General features: G+C 69.5%; 11 protein-coding genes and 1 pseudogene. 4 read left to right on the forward strand and 8 right to left on the reverse strand.

All coding sequences use genetic code 11. The annotated features are described in order from the left end of the window. The first annotated feature begins 59 nt into the window (after positions 1-59). Positions 60-515 carry a MarR family winged helix-turn-helix transcriptional regulator gene (locus tag K4B79_RS00220; protein ID WP_232024079.1) on the forward strand — a complete coding sequence of 152 codons (456 nt, stop codon included), beginning with the start codon at positions 60-62 and terminating at the stop codon, positions 513-515. A 12-nt stretch (positions 516-527) separates the two neighbouring features. Here the strand turns inward: K4B79_RS00220 and K4B79_RS00225 are convergent, their stop codons facing one another. The 3 genes and pseudogenes from K4B79_RS00225 to K4B79_RS00235 all read right to left on the reverse strand — a co-directional run bounded on the left by K4B79_RS00225 (position 528) and on the right by K4B79_RS00235 (position 2,664). Further along, the gene (locus tag K4B79_RS00225) at positions 528-932 is read right to left on the reverse strand and encodes a GlcG/HbpS family heme-binding protein (protein ID WP_232024080.1); all 405 of its coding nucleotides are present in this window, start codon (positions 930-932) and stop codon (positions 528-530) included. 3 nt (positions 933-935) lie between these two features. After that, a pseudogene (locus tag K4B79_RS00230) lies at positions 936-1,370 on the reverse strand (transposase). Next, entirely contained in the window at positions 1,363-2,664 is a 1,302-nt protein-coding gene (locus tag K4B79_RS00235) for an MFS transporter (RefSeq protein WP_232024081.1), read from the reverse strand. The pseudogene K4B79_RS00230 and the gene K4B79_RS00235 overlap by 8 nt, the downstream one beginning before the upstream one ends. 221 nt (positions 2,665-2,885) lie before the next feature. Here K4B79_RS00235 and K4B79_RS48215 point away from each other — a divergent pair, with 221 nt between their 5' ends. Continuing rightward, complete coding sequence (locus tag K4B79_RS48215; RefSeq protein WP_232024082.1) at positions 2,886-3,866, forward strand: LacI family DNA-binding transcriptional regulator; 981 nt, start codon at positions 2,886-2,888, stop codon at positions 3,864-3,866. A 102-nt stretch (positions 3,867-3,968) separates the two neighbouring features. Here the strand turns inward: K4B79_RS48215 and K4B79_RS00245 are convergent, their stop codons facing one another. From K4B79_RS00245 to K4B79_RS00265, 5 genes are all read right to left on the reverse strand, one after another. Further along, on the reverse strand, positions 3,969-4,808 hold the full coding sequence (locus K4B79_RS00245; protein ID WP_232024083.1) for an ABC transporter ATP-binding protein: 840 nt from the start codon (positions 4,806-4,808) through the stop codon (positions 3,969-3,971). Continuing rightward, complete coding sequence (locus tag K4B79_RS00250; protein WP_232024084.1) at positions 4,805-6,553, reverse strand: dipeptide/oligopeptide/nickel ABC transporter permease/ATP-binding protein; 1,749 nt, start codon at positions 6,551-6,553, stop codon at positions 4,805-4,807. The genes K4B79_RS00245 and K4B79_RS00250 overlap by 4 nt, the downstream gene beginning before the upstream one ends. Continuing rightward, positions 6,550-7,491 (reverse strand): ABC transporter permease, encoded by a 942-nt coding sequence (locus K4B79_RS00255; RefSeq protein ID WP_232024085.1) that lies wholly within the window; start codon positions 7,489-7,491, stop codon positions 6,550-6,552. The genes K4B79_RS00250 and K4B79_RS00255 overlap by 4 nt, the downstream gene beginning before the upstream one ends. 9 nt (positions 7,492-7,500) lie before the next feature. Beyond that, positions 7,501-9,057, reverse strand: coding sequence for an ABC transporter substrate-binding protein (locus tag K4B79_RS00260; RefSeq protein WP_232024086.1), 1,557 nt, complete (start codon positions 9,055-9,057; stop codon positions 7,501-7,503). A gap of 324 nt (positions 9,058-9,381) precedes the next feature. Further along, positions 9,382-10,389, reverse strand: coding sequence for a LacI family DNA-binding transcriptional regulator (locus K4B79_RS00265; RefSeq protein WP_269462947.1), 1,008 nt, complete (start codon positions 10,387-10,389; stop codon positions 9,382-9,384). Positions 10,390-10,593: 204 nt separating this feature from the next. On the opposite strand from K4B79_RS00265, the gene K4B79_RS00270 reads away from it, so the two are divergent. Together K4B79_RS00270 and K4B79_RS00275 are read left to right on the forward strand one after the other, a co-directional pair. Next, complete coding sequence (locus K4B79_RS00270) at positions 10,594-11,370, forward strand: alpha/beta hydrolase (protein ID WP_232024088.1); 777 nt, start codon at positions 10,594-10,596, stop codon at positions 11,368-11,370. After that, positions 11,367-14,009 carry an alpha-L-rhamnosidase gene (locus K4B79_RS00275; protein WP_232024089.1) on the forward strand — a complete coding sequence of 881 codons (2,643 nt, stop codon included), beginning with the start codon at positions 11,367-11,369 and terminating at the stop codon, positions 14,007-14,009. Before K4B79_RS00270 ends, K4B79_RS00275 begins: the two co-directional genes overlap by 4 nt. Positions 14,010-14,053: the final 44 nt, after the last annotated feature.

The following is a 14,053-nucleotide window of genomic DNA, read 5'->3' on the forward strand; positions in this document are numbered from 1 at the left end:
CGCCTCCGTCGACGGGGATCGCCCAGGGCAACCATGAAGTGCTCTCGTAAACTGCCGATGTGACCGACGCCGCCTTCCCCACCACCGGATATTTGGCCTGGCAGTTCTCCCAGATCGTCGCAGGAAGGCTCGAGAAGGCACTGCGCGTGGAGGCCCTGACGTTGGCCCAGCACAACGCTCTCCAGCATGCCGCGCGCACACCGGGGGTGTCCGCAGCTGAGATCGCTCGCCGCTCCGGCATCACGGCCCAGTCCATGGGCGCCGCGGTGGGCCAACTCGTCGAGCGAGGACTGCTGCGCCGCGAGCCCCATCCGACCAGCCGCCGCAGTATGCGCCTGTACGCCACCGACGAAGGGCACTCGCTGGCCGCCCGCGCGGCGTCGATCGCTGCTCGGATCGAAGCGGAGACGACCTCACCGCTCGGCCCGGACGACAAGGACACCATCCACCGCCTGCTCCACCAGTTGGTCGAGCAGCTCAACCCCGAGGCCCTTGCCGTCGACGGTCGATCCTGACCTGAGGACGCATCAGAACGGCACCGCGCGGCCACGCTGGCGCATCTCTTCCGCCACACCGATCGCAGCGACCACGGAGCCGCCCCCGGCGATGGGCAGGCCGCCAGGCAGGATGACGAACCCGGGGATTGCGGTGAAGCCCGGCTGGGTGGTGGCCAACTTCTGCAACACGTCGGTGGGCGTCTGGAACCCTGCAGCCGTGTACGCCTTCTGCTGACTGACGGCAAGGGTGGCGCCGGTGGCGGTGTCGGCTCGCTCCTGGACGATGACCACGCCGTCGCGGTCCACGACCGTAACGGAGACGGGGTACCCCTTCGTCTTGCATGCGGCGATGGACGTGTCGGCTGCCTTTCGGGCCGAGGCGAGCGGGAGGCAGTGACTGTTTCCGGGGGGCTTCCCCTGAAGCGTGGACACCATTTGCTATGCGGCAGGGGCCAGCGTGACGATCGCTGTTCGAAGGCGATCGGACTGATGTAGCCAAGCCCCGAGTGCCTGCGTCGTGTGTAGTAGCGGGTGACCCATCGGAACACTGCGAGGCGGGCATCACGCGCCCCTGACCAGTGTATCTTCCCTTGGAGGGTCTCTCTTCAGGGTTGCGTTGAAACTCTCCGCGGCGGCATTGTCCGCGCTGGTGCCGACCGCTCCGCGCGAGCGGATCACGCCGAGTCGGCTGCACACCTTCGCGAACTCCTTCGACGCGTACTGCGCCCCGTTGTCACTGTGGAAGATCGCTCCGTCGAGGCTGCCGCCCTGGGTGCGGGCGGCAGCTTCGAGAAGTCGAACCGCGTTCGAGAGGTCCGACCGGGTTATCGACGAAGGCGCTGCCGTCGGCCTGAGCCGTAGCGGATCACACAGCTGACTGTCGGGGTGTACCGAATGCGGCCGTCCTGGGTGCCGTCGGCTCGGGGTCGGGAGCTGTGGGCAGTCGGGGCACCCAGATCAGGCCGATGACCGCCGCGGCCAGCGCCAGGCCGAACAGGGTGCCGAACATCAGGCGGGTGTGGCCTAGGGCGAAGGCGGGGGTGCCGAGGGCGGCCAGTCCAGCGACGGCCCGGGTGAAGGCCATCGTGACCCCTTGGGCGGTGGCCCTCAGAAGCGTCGGGAACAGCTCCTGCGACCAGACCTTGTAGACGGCCTCGCCGGCGAAGGAGTTGCCGAGCCCGGAGAGGAGCATGACGGCGACCAGGGTGAACCTGCTCGGCCCCAGCAGGGCGGGCAGCGCCCAGGCCAGGACGATCAGCCCGGAGCCGGCAGCGAACCAGGCGTGCCGGGACGGTTTGTCGACCACCCGCATAAACAGCAGGCCGGCGGCAAACCCGATCGGCAGTCCGACCAGGGTCAGCTGGGAGAACTGTGCCACCTCTCCCTTGGCCAGAGCGGTCCACAGGAAGGTGCCGAACTGGCCGAGGGTGTTCGCGCCGAGGTTCCAGGTCGCGTAGTAGAGGCCCGTCGCGAGCAGGGCGTAGACGGTCGGTGCCCGGAAGAGATCCCGGATGCGGCTGAACTCGATGGCCTCGGAGCGGACCGTCGTCTGCGTGCTGGCCGCCCGGCGGGCAGCCGCCCATTCGGCCGACTCGCTGAGGCTGAGGCGCAGCAGCAGTACGACGACCGCCACGACGAGCAGATGGGCGAACAGGATCCGGCCGCCCGGCATGCCCTGGACTCCCATGAAGGAGCTGACGACGAGAACAGTCAGGATCCCGGCGAGCCAGAGCATGCCGGAGAACACCACCATGGTGCCCTTCTTGCCGGCCGGCGCCTCCTCGTTCACGAGGGCGAGCGAGACGGGGAGGTCTGCGCCGATGGCCAGGCCGGTGGCCAGGACACCGGCGTACAGCAGAGCGGGTCCTGCCGCCACCAGGAGGAGCAGGACACCGACCGCGTAGAGCACGAGCGAGAGGGTGAAGACCGTCCTGCGGCCGAACCGGTCGCCCAGGCGGCCGCCGAACAGCGCGCCGACCGCGAACGCCAGCGTCTGCAGGCCCAGCAGGGATCCGATGGCACCGGCGCTGAGCTGGAGCGGCCCGGCGTAGTAGCCGCCGATGGCGATTCCCGACGTGACGAGGGCCGCGGCGTCCAGATAGGAGGCCATACCGGCGAGGACCGCGGTCTTCCAAGGGCTTACCGCGGTGTTCTTGATGCCGGGCACGGCTCCTCCACGACGAGCAAACGAGGAAGGGGGGCGGGGACGTCTGGTGGCTGGCTGCGAGTCGTCCGGATGACAGTAAGCAGGCACGGCTCCGAGCGAGAGCTGCCTACTCGATTCACTTACGCGTGCCAGTTGAACGATCTGGCCGGTAAACTAACCGCGGCCGTGGGTTTTGACAAGAGGTGCGACCGAGGCGAGGCGGGGTGTCCGAGGGCAGACGGGTGACCAGCGCGGATGTGGCCCGGGAGGCCGGAGTCTCCCGGGCGACGGTGAGCTACGTCCTCAATGGCGTTCCCCATCAGAAGATCCCCGAGGCCACCCGGCAGCGAGTGTGGGACGCGGCCGCCCGGCTGGGCTACGCGCCCTCCGCCGCGGCACGTGCCCTGCGCACGGGACGGTCGGAGATCGTGCTCGGGCTGCTGCCGGACTGGCCGATCGAGCATGTCCTCGGACGGCTCATCCAGCAGCTGACCAATGCCTTCGCCGAGAACGGGCTGACCTTCGTGGTGCACTCGTCGGCTCACCCCGGGCGCCCCTTGCGGGACATCTGGAAAGCCATGACCCCGGCGGCGGTGTTGGCCCTCCAGGAGTTCGACGACCTGGAGGCCGAGGCGATGCGGGCGGCCGGCATCGAGGTGGTCATGGCGATGCACGGGTCGGTCCGGGGTGAGCCCCGCCCTCCCCTGGTGTCCGAGCATCCGATCGGCGCACTGCAGGCACGGCACCTCGCCGCACCCCACCGCCGGCTCGGCTACGCCTACCCCGACCTGCCGGGACTCGACGTCCTGGCCCAGCCGAGGCTGGACGGCGTCCGCAAGGTGTGCGCCGAACTGGACATGCCGGAGCCGGACGTCCGGACGGTCCCCCTCGACGCGGTCGGCGCCGCCGAGGCGGTGAAGGGGTGGCTCGCCGCCGACCCGCCGGTTACGGGAATCTGCGCGTTCAACGACAACGTCGCCCTCGCCGTGCTCGCAGGCCTGAGCCATCTCGGACTGCGCGCTCCGCGGGACCTGGCCGTGATCGGCGTCGACGACATCACAGGCGCGTCGCTTGCGCAGCCACCGCTCACCACAGTCGTCCGAGACACCGATGCCATCGCGCGGGGCCTGGCCCGTCGGGTCGTCGACACGCTGGGCGGAAAAGAGATCCCCGCCGAACCCCTCCGGGACGGCCTCCTGCTCCGCGTGCGGGAATCCGCCTGACCGGGACGCGCCAACCCTCAGGCTTTCGCGTCTCGGTGCAGCCGGTGCATGGAAAGTCATCCCACTGAACGGCACCGACAGCCGAGGCCTGCGGTCGGCTCATCAGGCGGTTGCTGCCTCCACGTCCGTCCGCTGCTGACGGCGGCGGCGTTGCAGGACCGGGTCGGGGACGGGCGCGGCCGCCACCAGTCGCCGGGTGTACGCATGCTGCGGCCGGTCGCACACGTCGGTGCTGCGGCCCTCTTCCACGATGCGCCCGTGTTGCAGCACCAGTGTGCGTGCGGCGAACTCCTTGACGACGGCGAGGTCGTGCGTGATGAACAGGTACGCGCACCCGAGGGTGTCCTGGAGTTCGGACAGCAGGTTCAGGGCGGCGGCCTGGGTGGTGACGTCCAGGGCACTGGTCGGCTCGTCGCAGATGATGAGCTTCGGCTTGCGGGCGACGGCCCGGGCGATGGCGATGCGCTGACGCTGACCTCCGCTGAACTGGGGCGGGTACCGGTCGGCCGCGTCCTCCGGCAGTCCGACGCGGCGGAGCAACTCGGCTATGTGAGCACGGACTTCGTCGCGTGACCGGGCCGAGTCGACGAGCAGGGGCTCGGCCAGCGTCCGGCCCACGGGCAGCGCCGGGTTGAGCGACCCGTACGGATTCTGGAAGATCGCCTGGAGATCAGAGGACAGCAGCCGGCGGGCGCGGCCTGTGAGACGGGTGACGTCCCGCCCGTCCAGCAGGACCCGTCCGCCGCTGACGGGCGTGAGTCCCAGTACCGCTCGGCCGATGGTGGTCTTTCCCGAGCCGGACTCGCCCACGAGGGCGACGGTCTCGGCGCAGCCGACCTCGAACGAGACGTCTTCGATGACCGTGGTCGGGGGCTTTCGGAAGCCACGCGACGGGTAGCGGACCGCGAGCCCGTCGACCTTGAGTATGGGTGTTCCGGTCACGCGATCCTGCCCTCGGTCCGTGCGATGCTGGGTGTGCTCTCGATGAGTTTCTTGGTGTACGCGTGCCGGGGCCTGTAGAAGATGTCCTCGACCGAGCCCTCCTCCACGATCCGGCCCTGTTCCATCACGATGGCGCGGTCGCAGGTGTCGGCCACCACTCCGAGGTCGTGGGTGATCAGGATGATCGCCATGCCGTGCTCGTCGCGCAGCGACCGGAGCAGGTCCAGGATGCCGGCCTGCACGGTCACGTCCAGTGCGGTGGTGGGTTCGTCGGCGATCAGCACCTTCGGCGACCCGGCCAGCGCCATGGCGATGACGATCCGCTGGAGCATGCCGCCGGACAGCTCGTGCGGGTGCCGGCGCGCGACGTCGTCCGGATCCCGCAGGTGGACGCTGGTCAGCAGCTCGCGGATCCGTTCCCTGACGGCGTCCTTCCTGCCCGACACGGCAGCGGTACGGCGGATGACCTCGGCCAACTGGGAACCGATGGTGAAGTACGGGTCGAGTGCCAGCATGGGTTCCTGCGACACGAGGGCGATCTCGCTGCCACGGATGCGCTGCAGCTCCCGCTCCGGCAGGCCGCTGAGCCGGGTGTCGGCCAGCCAGGCCGCGCCGCTCGTCACGGCTCCGTTGGGTGGGAGGAGTCCGAGCAGGGACAGGCCCGTCACGGTCTTTCCGCTGCCGGATTCGCCCACGAGACCGAAGATCTCACCGGGGCGGACCGAGAAGCTGATGGAGTCGACGACGGTGCGTGGCCCGTGCGCGGTGGCGAAGGCGATCGAGTAGTCGCGCACGGCGAGGACCGCTCCGTCCGACGGCTTGGCCGCGTTCTCGGGGGCCGTTGCGGGAACCGGCCGCCGCAACCGGCCACCGGTTGCCTGCCGGCGGTCCTGTTCGAGGTCGCGCAGGCCGTCGCCGACCAGCCCGAAGGACAGGGACATGAGGCCGATCAGGCCACCGGAGACGAACAGCAGGTAGGGGTCCTGCTGCATGATCTGCGCGGCGTCTCCGACCATGCCGCCCCAGCTCGGGGCGGGCGCCGGAGTGGCCAGGCCGAGGAACCCGAGGCCGGTCTGGATGGCGAGGGCGTTGCCCGAGAAGAGGAAGACCGGGACCAGCAACTGCCCTGTCAGTCTGGGCAGGATGTGCCGGGCCATGATCCGCGCCGGGCCGAGCCCGGACACCCTGGCGGCGTCCACGAACAGTTCCTCGCGCAGCGCGATGCATGAGCTGCGGATGATCCGGGCGAGGCCCGCGGAGGCGAAGAAGCCGATCGTGAGCATGGCGGCGGCATTGCTCTGGTAGAAGATCGCGAGGACGGCGAGCGTGATGATGACCGCGGGAACCGAGAGCATGACGTCCAGCACGGCGACGATGACCCGGTCGGTCCAGCCGCGCAGGTAGCCGGCGAGCATGCCCAGCGACATGCCGAAGAAGGCGTAGACGAGTACGGCGAGCCCCACCCCGATCAGGGTCGGCCGTCCGCCGTACAGCAGCCGGCTGAGCACGTCGCGGCCGAGGGCGTCGGTGCCCAGCGGATGGTTCGCCGACGGACCGGACAGCGTGTGGAGCAGGTCCTGTGCCAGCGGTGGGTGCGGTGCCAGGAGGGGGGCGAAGATCACGGCGACGCTGATCCCGACGACCACGACGAGCGCCGCGGCGGGGACGGGGCGGCGCCAGATCCCGGCGAAGGGGTTGATCCTCGGCCGCGATCGCGCCTTCGGGGGCGCCTCGACAGTGGTCATTCCGTACGCACCTTCGGGTTGAGGAGGCTGTAGAGGACGTCGACGAGAAGGTTCACCACGATGACCATGACCGTGAAGGTGATGGTGAGGCCCTGGACGACCGGCAGATCGTGCTGGTTGGTCGCGTCCACGACCGTGGTGCCCAGACCGGGCAGAGTGAAGACGTTCTCGATGAGGATCGTGCCGGGGATGAACGTGATCATCATGAGGCCGATCGTGGTCACCACCGGCAGTCCACAGGCCCGCAGCGCGTGCTTCCAGATGATCGACGTGGGTCCGATGCCGGAGGCCCGCAGCGTTCTGATGTGGTCGAGGGCGAGGGTGGACATCATCGCGTCGCGCGTGACCTTGGAAATGAAGGCGACTCCGCCGATCGAGAGGGATATCACGGGCAGGACGAGGCCGGCCGCCCACTCCCCCGGCGACTCGGCGAACGGGGTGTACCCGGTGGCGGGGAAGAAGGCGAACTTGACGGCGAACACGGCGACCAGCAGCAGCGCGATCCAGAAGTTGGGCACCGCGCTGCCGAGCAGGGACACGATGTCGAACAGCCGGCGACTGAACCGGCCGCGCGTCGCGCTGTACACGCCGAGCACGACGCCGACCAGGCTCGCGAGCACGGTCCCCCCGATCACCAGCGCCAGGGTGACCGGCAGACGTTGCCCGATCAGCCCCAGCACGGATTCGCCGCTGAACAGCGAGCTGCCGAGGTCACCCTGCAGAAGGTCTCGGAGGTAGAGCCAGTACTGCACGGCGACCGGCTGGTCGAGATGCATGGCGGCCTGCAGCGCGTCGTACTGCTCCTGCGTCGCGTTGATGCCGAGCACCGTTCGTGCCGGGTCTCCCGGCACGAACGACTCCAGGACGAAGGTGATCGCCGAGACGACGACGAGGAGCGGGACGGACAGCGCCAGCCTGCGGAGAATGATGGGAAGCATCGGCCCTCGTCAGCGGGTTGTCCACGTGGTGTTGGAGGTCAGCTGGGCGCCGCCCTCCGGGAACTTCACCCCGCGCAGCTTGGTGTTGTACATGGCGATCGTGTCGGTACCCGACACCGGCAGGGCGAGCGCCTTCCGCACGATGACGTCGGTGAGATCCTTCGACGCCGCCTCGCTGGACTTCGGGTCCGCGGCGGCGAGCCGGGCGTACGCGGCGTCGACGTCCGGGTCGGCCACACCGAAGACGTTCATGATGCCCGTCTTGGTGAAACCCGCCTGCTGGGCGTAGAAGTTGGCCTCGCCACCCGTGCCGGGCGAGAGGACAGTGGCGGCGTACTTCTTCGTCAGCAGGTCGTTGATCCAGCCGCCGAAGTTCGTGGCGGCCCGCAGCTTCAGCTCGACGCCCACCTTGGCCAACTGGTCCTGCACGGCCTGGAGCATCTTGGTCGTCGAGGGGTCGAACGACCCGTAGTTGACCGGGATGGTCAGTCCCTTGGCGTATCCCGCCGCCTTCAGCAACTGCTTGGCCTTGGCCGGGTCGTAGGGGTACATCTTCTCGGCTTCGGAGCTGTAGCCGTCGTAACCGGGCATCTGCGGCTGCGAAATGGGGGTTCCGTAGTCTCCGTAGACCGCCTTCGTGATCGCGGAACGGTCGACGGCGAAGTTCAGCGCCTGCCGGACCCGCTTATCACCCAGTCCCTTGACGACAGTGCCCTCGCGGTCCAGGAGAAACAGGCCCGCCCAGGTGGTGGGCTTCTTGAGCGTGGTGAGCGACTTGGTGCCCTCGATGGTCGGCGCCACGTCCGGAGTGCCGTACATGAGGTCGATCTGGCCCGACTTCAGGGCCTGCACCTGCGAGTTGACGTTCGGCATCACGCGAACGGTGATCTTCTTGAAGTGGACGGCGTTCTGGTCGTAGAAATTCTTGTTCGGGACGTAGACGTAGTGGTCACCGGAGACCGACTGCTGGGCGCTGTACACGTACGGCCCGGCACCGAAGGTCGCGGACGCCAGCTTCTTCGGGGCCTTCAGCCCGGCCGGGCTGATGATGGCGCCGCCCATGTACGCGGGCGTGAACAGGGTGCCCATGTCGGGGTTCGGTATCGGGCTGCTGACCACCACGGTCGAAGTGTCCGGCGTGGAGAAGGTCAGGGGGCGGAAGTAGGCGACGGTCGGTCCGCTGCCCTTCTGGAAGTACTTGAACGAGTTGACGACGTCGGCGGCGGTGATCGGCGTGCCGTCGGCGAACTTCGCGCCCTTGCGCAGGTGGAGCTCGAACTTGGTGTTCCCTTTGCCGATATAGCCCCACTTGTCGGCCAGTCCGGCCCCCAGCGTGCCGTCGGCCTTGCGGGTCAGCAGCGTCGCGTACGCGGGGTCCATGTAGTTCAGGAAGGGCCCGACGGCGACCTGGGCGGGGTCCAGGCTGTTCGGCGCCGAGGACAGGGCGATGGTCAGGGTGTCCGATCCGGCACCGCCGGCGCCGTTGCCCTGACCGCCGCCGCAGGCGGCAAGGGCAAGTGATGCCGCCACGCCGAGCGAGGCTTGGAGGACGGTTCTTCTCTTCATCGAGGTCTCCGTAAGGTCGGGAGGGCTGGAGAGGACGGGGTTGGGAAGGGCGTGCGGGGAGCACGGGGCGATACGACTGGGTCGCAATCGAGCTGTCGAGGTGGGACGAGCCGGGCGGCGGCGTGAACTGTGCGGCCGCTACGAACGAGCGGAATCAGGAGGATCCGCCGACCTCGTCACTTACACCTTTAAGCGAGTGCCCGTAAACTAACTGTGTCGCCTTCGTTGCGCAAGAGGTTCACGGAAGACCGTCGCGGCGACAGCGTGAAGCGGGCAGTAGGAGTGCCGGGGGCGGTCGGTGCACTGCTGCGGCGGCCGAACCGGTCAGGCCGACACCCGAACGAGAACCCGAAGCGGGTCCTGGATGGGATCGGCGCAGACCTGCGCCCCGTCGAGGGTGTCGACGATACGGCGGGCCAGGCCCCGCGCGATGACCTCGGTGTCGCGGACGATGGTGGTGAGCGGCGGCTGGGCCAGCGCCGCGCCGCGGATGTCGTCGACGCCGATCACGGCGAGATCCCGGGGGGCCCGCAGCCCCAGCGACCGCAGGGCCGCCAGAACAGCCAGGGCAACATCGTCGTTGAACGCACACACGCCCGTCACCGGCGGATCGGCGGCGAGCCACGCCTTCACCGCTTCGACGGCACCGTCCGGATCGACAGGGACGGTCCAGACATCCGGCTCCGGGAGGCCGAGTTCAGCGCACACCTTGCGCACACCGTCCAGCCGAGGCCGGGCCAGGACACCGAGCCTCGCCAGGTCCGGGTAGGCATAGCCGAGCCGGCGGTGCACATGGCCGAGGTGGCGGGCCTGCAATGCTCCGATCGGTTCCTCCGGCACGAGGGGAGACCGAAGCCCGTCCCGTACCGAGCCGTGCACTGCCATGACGACCTCGATTCCCGCCGCCCGCATGGCGTCGGCTTCGACCTCGGAGAGAGCGTCCAGCGCCAGAACCGCTGCGGGCGTCAAGGCCTTCCAGACCTCCAGCAGGGGGCGGGCGGGGTGAGCCGCCGAGTGCACGAGAAACGTGAGCTCGTGCTGGGCCAAGGCATCGGTCAGTTGCTGGACGAGCCGGCCGAGGACGTGCTCGATCGGCCAGTCGGGCAGCAGGCCAAGCACGATGTCCGAACGCCCTCTGCGCAGCGAGCGCGCCGCGGCCAACGGCGCGTAGCCGAGCCGGGCGGCCGCTTCCCGCACGCGCTGCCGCGTAGCCTCCGGGATCTTCTGGTGAGCGGCGTCGTTGAGCACGTAACTCACCGTCGCGCGGGAGACCTTGGCCTCGCGCGCGACATCCGCGCTGGTCACACGTCTTCGGCCGAACCTTCCGGTCATGTATCCCCTCCTGACAGACCTCTTGCCAAAGCCCGGCGGCTGCGGCTAGCTTTCCGCACAGCTTACCTACACGTTTAAGTGACGCGACGCGATCGAATGACGCCGCTTATCTCCGAGTCGCCGGTGCTGACCGAGGTGAGGCGCAACCACAGCACGACGACCGCCGCACACGCCCACACTCGACACATCCCGAAAGGCATCCGCGTGATCCGCCATCACGACTTCCGCTACACCGGCATGACGCTGCGCTCCACGCTGCACATCCCCAAAGGCCCGACGGGAACCCGTCGGCCCACAGTGGTGTTCGTGCACGGCTTCACCTCCAACCGGCTCGAACTGCCGAACTTCGTCGCCATGTCCCGGCTGCTGGCGGACCACGGCATCGCCTCGGTCCGGTTCGACCTCTCGGGCCACGGGGAGAGCGACGGCGACTTCTTCGACGTGACCCTCACCGGTGAGATCGCCGAGACCCGCGCGGTGCTCCAGGCAGCCCGGACCTTCGACTTCGTCGACCCCGAGCGGATCGGCCTGGTCGGTATGAGCATGGGAGGTGTGGTCGCGGGCATCGTCGCCGCCGAGGAACCGGGGATCGGCGCGCTGTGCCTGTGGTCCCCGGCCGCCGTCGCCCCCTTCGAGATCGGTGGCGGACACCTCAAGGGCCGCAGCCTCGCGGTCGAGATCGAGCAGAAGGGCTACTTCGACGCCGACGGCCACCGGATGAGCCCCGCGCTCGTGGCAGACATCGCCGGTCTCGACGTGTACGGGCGCTCCGCGCCCTACCGCGGCCCCGTCCACATCCTGCACGGGGACAAAGACGACATCGCCCCCCTCGCCTATGTACGCCGCTACCTGGACCACTACGACGGCAACGCGGAACTCGAGATCATCGAGGGCGCGGACCACGCCTGGGGCACAGTCCCGCACCGCACCACGCTGCACCAGTCCACGCTGCGCTTCCTCGAAAGGCACCTGAAGTCATGACGACGCCGAGCTCCGAGGCACACCGCACGGCGGACACCGCGACGACGGTCACCGGGCTGCGTACCGCGGACGACTCCGGTCTCGTCGCCACCCCGTATCCCGAACCCCGTCTGTCGTGGTCATTGGCAAGCGACCGGCCGGACGTCCTGCAGCACGCCTACGAGGTCCAGGTGGCGACGGACCGCTCCTTCAGCGGTGCGAGCTCCAGCGGCGAGGTCGAGTCCGACGTGGTGACCGACCACCCGTGGCCGGCCGAACCGCTGCGCAGCCGCACGGTCCGGTACTGGCGGGTCCGGGTCCGTACCGACCTCGGCTGGACGGCATGGAGCGAGCCCGCCCGGGTGGAGGCAGCGCTGCTCGACGACATCGACTGGACGGCCCGTCCGGTGCATGTCCCCAGTGACCGGGGCCGCTCCTCCCCCGGCCCGGTGCCGCTGCTCCGCCGGGAGCTCGACCTCCCGGCGGAGCCGGTATCCGCACGCCTTTATGTGACCTCTCTGGGCGTCCACCGCACCGCCATCAACGGTCGGCCCGTCTCCGACGACCTGCTGGAGCCCGGCTGGACCAGCTACCCGAACCGGCTGCTCTACACCACCTACGACGTCACGAGCCTGCTCGCCCCCGGCCGGAACACCGTCTCCGCCGCCGTCGGTGACGGCTGGTATCGCGGCCATCTCACCTGGCACAAGAACCGCAACGTCTATGGCGACACCTCCGCGCTGCTCGCCCAGCTCGAAGTCACGCTGGTCGACGGCAGCACCGTCACGATCGTCACCGACGACCAGTGGCGGGGCGGTTACGGTGATGTGCTGGCAGCGGACCTGTACGACGGCTGCGAACGCGACCTGCGGCGCGAGCCGCTCGGCTGGCGGTTGCCGGGCTTCGACGACAGCGGCTGGGAGCAGGCCGCCGCGCTCCCCCTGCCCACCGGGCTGACGCAGCGCGCCCACCCGCCCGTACGGGTCGTGCAGGTCATCCGGCCGGAGCGACGCACACTGCCCGACGGCACGATCGCCGTCGACGCGGGCGAGAACATCACCGGCTGGCTCAGGCTCCGGATCAACGGCCCGGCCGGCAGCACGGTCAGCGTCAGGCACGCTGAGGTCCTCGACGGCGACGGCCGTCTGCTGACCAGCATCCTGCGTGGTGCACGCGCCACCGACCAGTACGCCCTGTCCGGCGGACCGGCCGAAGTGGAGCCGGAATTCACCTTCCACGGCTTCCGGTACGCCGAGATCGACGCCTCTCCGGGCGTCACCGTCGAGCAGGTCGAGGTGGTCGTCGTGGCCAGCGACCTGCCCCGCATCGGTGAGTTCCACTGCTCCGACATCCGTGTGAACGCGCTGTACGCCAACGTTGTCCGCTCCCAGCGCGGCAACTTCCTGGCCGTCCCCACGGACTGCCCGCAACGTGACGAACGGCTCGGCTGGACCGGAGACATCATGGCCTTCGCTCCTACGGCGTGCGCGACGTTCGACAGCCGCTCCTTCCTCGACAGCTGGCTCACCGACCTCTCCATCGAGCAGCGACCGGACGGCGCGGTCCCGCTGGTGATTCCCGATGTGGACCTCGGTGAACTGCCGCCTATGGAGCTGCCGTTCGCCGGCACCGCCGCCGGCTGGGGCGACGCCGCCACCGTCGTACCCGCCGCTCTCTTCGACGCCTACGGCCGGCGCAGCCTGCTGGGCCGCCACTACGCGGCGATGCGCGCGTGGGTCGAGTTCACCGCCGGCCGGCTCGACGAGGACGGGACCTGGAGCGGGAACGCGCAACTCGGTGACTGGCTCGACCCGGCCGCACCCCCGGAGGACCCGGCGCGCGCCACGACCGACTCCGCCTACGTCGCCACCGCCTTCGTCGCGCACAGCGCCCGGCTGCTCGCCGACGCCGCCCGGGTGCTGGGGCGTACCGACGACGCCGAACGGTACGCGGCCCTGCACCGGCGTACCGCCGACGCAGCCTGGCGGAAGTGGGGCGACCACGCCCGCACCACCCAGACCGGATGCGCGCTCGCGCTCGAGTTCGGTATCGCGCCCGCCGCCGAACGTGCCGCGGTCGGTGAGGCCCTCGCCTCCCTGGTGCGCGCCCATGGCGGACGCATCGCCACCGGCTTCCTCGGCACTCCCTTCGTACTGCCCGCACTCACCGGCACCGGCCACACGACCGAGGCGTATCAGCTCCTGCTCAACACCGAGTGTCCGGGCTGGCTCTACCAGGTCGAGCGCGGCGCCACCACCATGTGGGAGCGGTGGGACGCCATCCGCCCCGACGGCACCATCGACACCGAGAAGGCCGGCACGATGCTGTCGTTCAACCACTACGCCTACGGCGCCGTCGCCGCCTGGCTCTACCAGTCTGTCGCCGGGCTGCGGGCCGCCGCGCCCGGTTACCGCACCATCGAGATCGCTCCCCGCCCGGGAGGCACACTCACTTCGGCCGGCGCGTCGATTGCCACCCCGTACGGGACGGCGTCCGTCGCCTGGTCGATCAGTTCGGGCACTCTCACGGTGAACGCTGATCTGCCGCCCGGCACGAGCGGACGATTCCTGCCGCCCGAGGGCTGGTACTCCGCACAGACCGTCGGCGGCCTCGGGTCCGGAAGGCACCGCCTGGTCCTGCGTCCGGGCACCGGTTCGTGAACTCAGCCCCGCCCGTCACCCCACCCCGCCGGACGGCCTCGGTA

This window comes from Streptomyces lincolnensis (genome assembly GCF_021173675.1).
Classification (GTDB): Bacteria; Actinomycetota; Actinomycetes; order Streptomycetales; family Streptomycetaceae; genus Streptomyces; species Streptomyces lincolnensis_B.

Excerpts from the sequence above, each read along its gene's own strand:
- K4B79_RS00225 (WP_232024080.1), bottom strand. The coding sequence starts at position 932 with ATGGTGTCCACGCTTCAGGGGAAGCCCCCCGGAAACAGTCACTGCCTC.
- K4B79_RS00250 (WP_232024084.1), bottom strand. The coding sequence starts at position 6,553 with ATGACCACTGTCGAGGCGCCCCCGAAGGCGCGATCGCGGCCGAGGATC.
- K4B79_RS00255 (WP_232024085.1), bottom strand. The coding sequence starts at position 7,491 with ATGCTTCCCATCATTCTCCGCAGGCTGGCGCTGTCCGTCCCGCTCCTC.
- K4B79_RS00260 (WP_232024086.1), bottom strand. The coding sequence starts at position 9,057 with ATGAAGAGAAGAACCGTCCTCCAAGCCTCGCTCGGCGTGGCGGCATCA.
- K4B79_RS00265 (WP_269462947.1), bottom strand. The coding sequence starts at position 10,389 with ATGACCGGAAGGTTCGGCCGAAGACGTGTGACCAGCGCGGATGTCGCG.
- K4B79_RS00275 (WP_232024089.1), top strand. The coding sequence starts at position 11,367 with ATGACGACGCCGAGCTCCGAGGCACACCGCACGGCGGACACCGCGACG.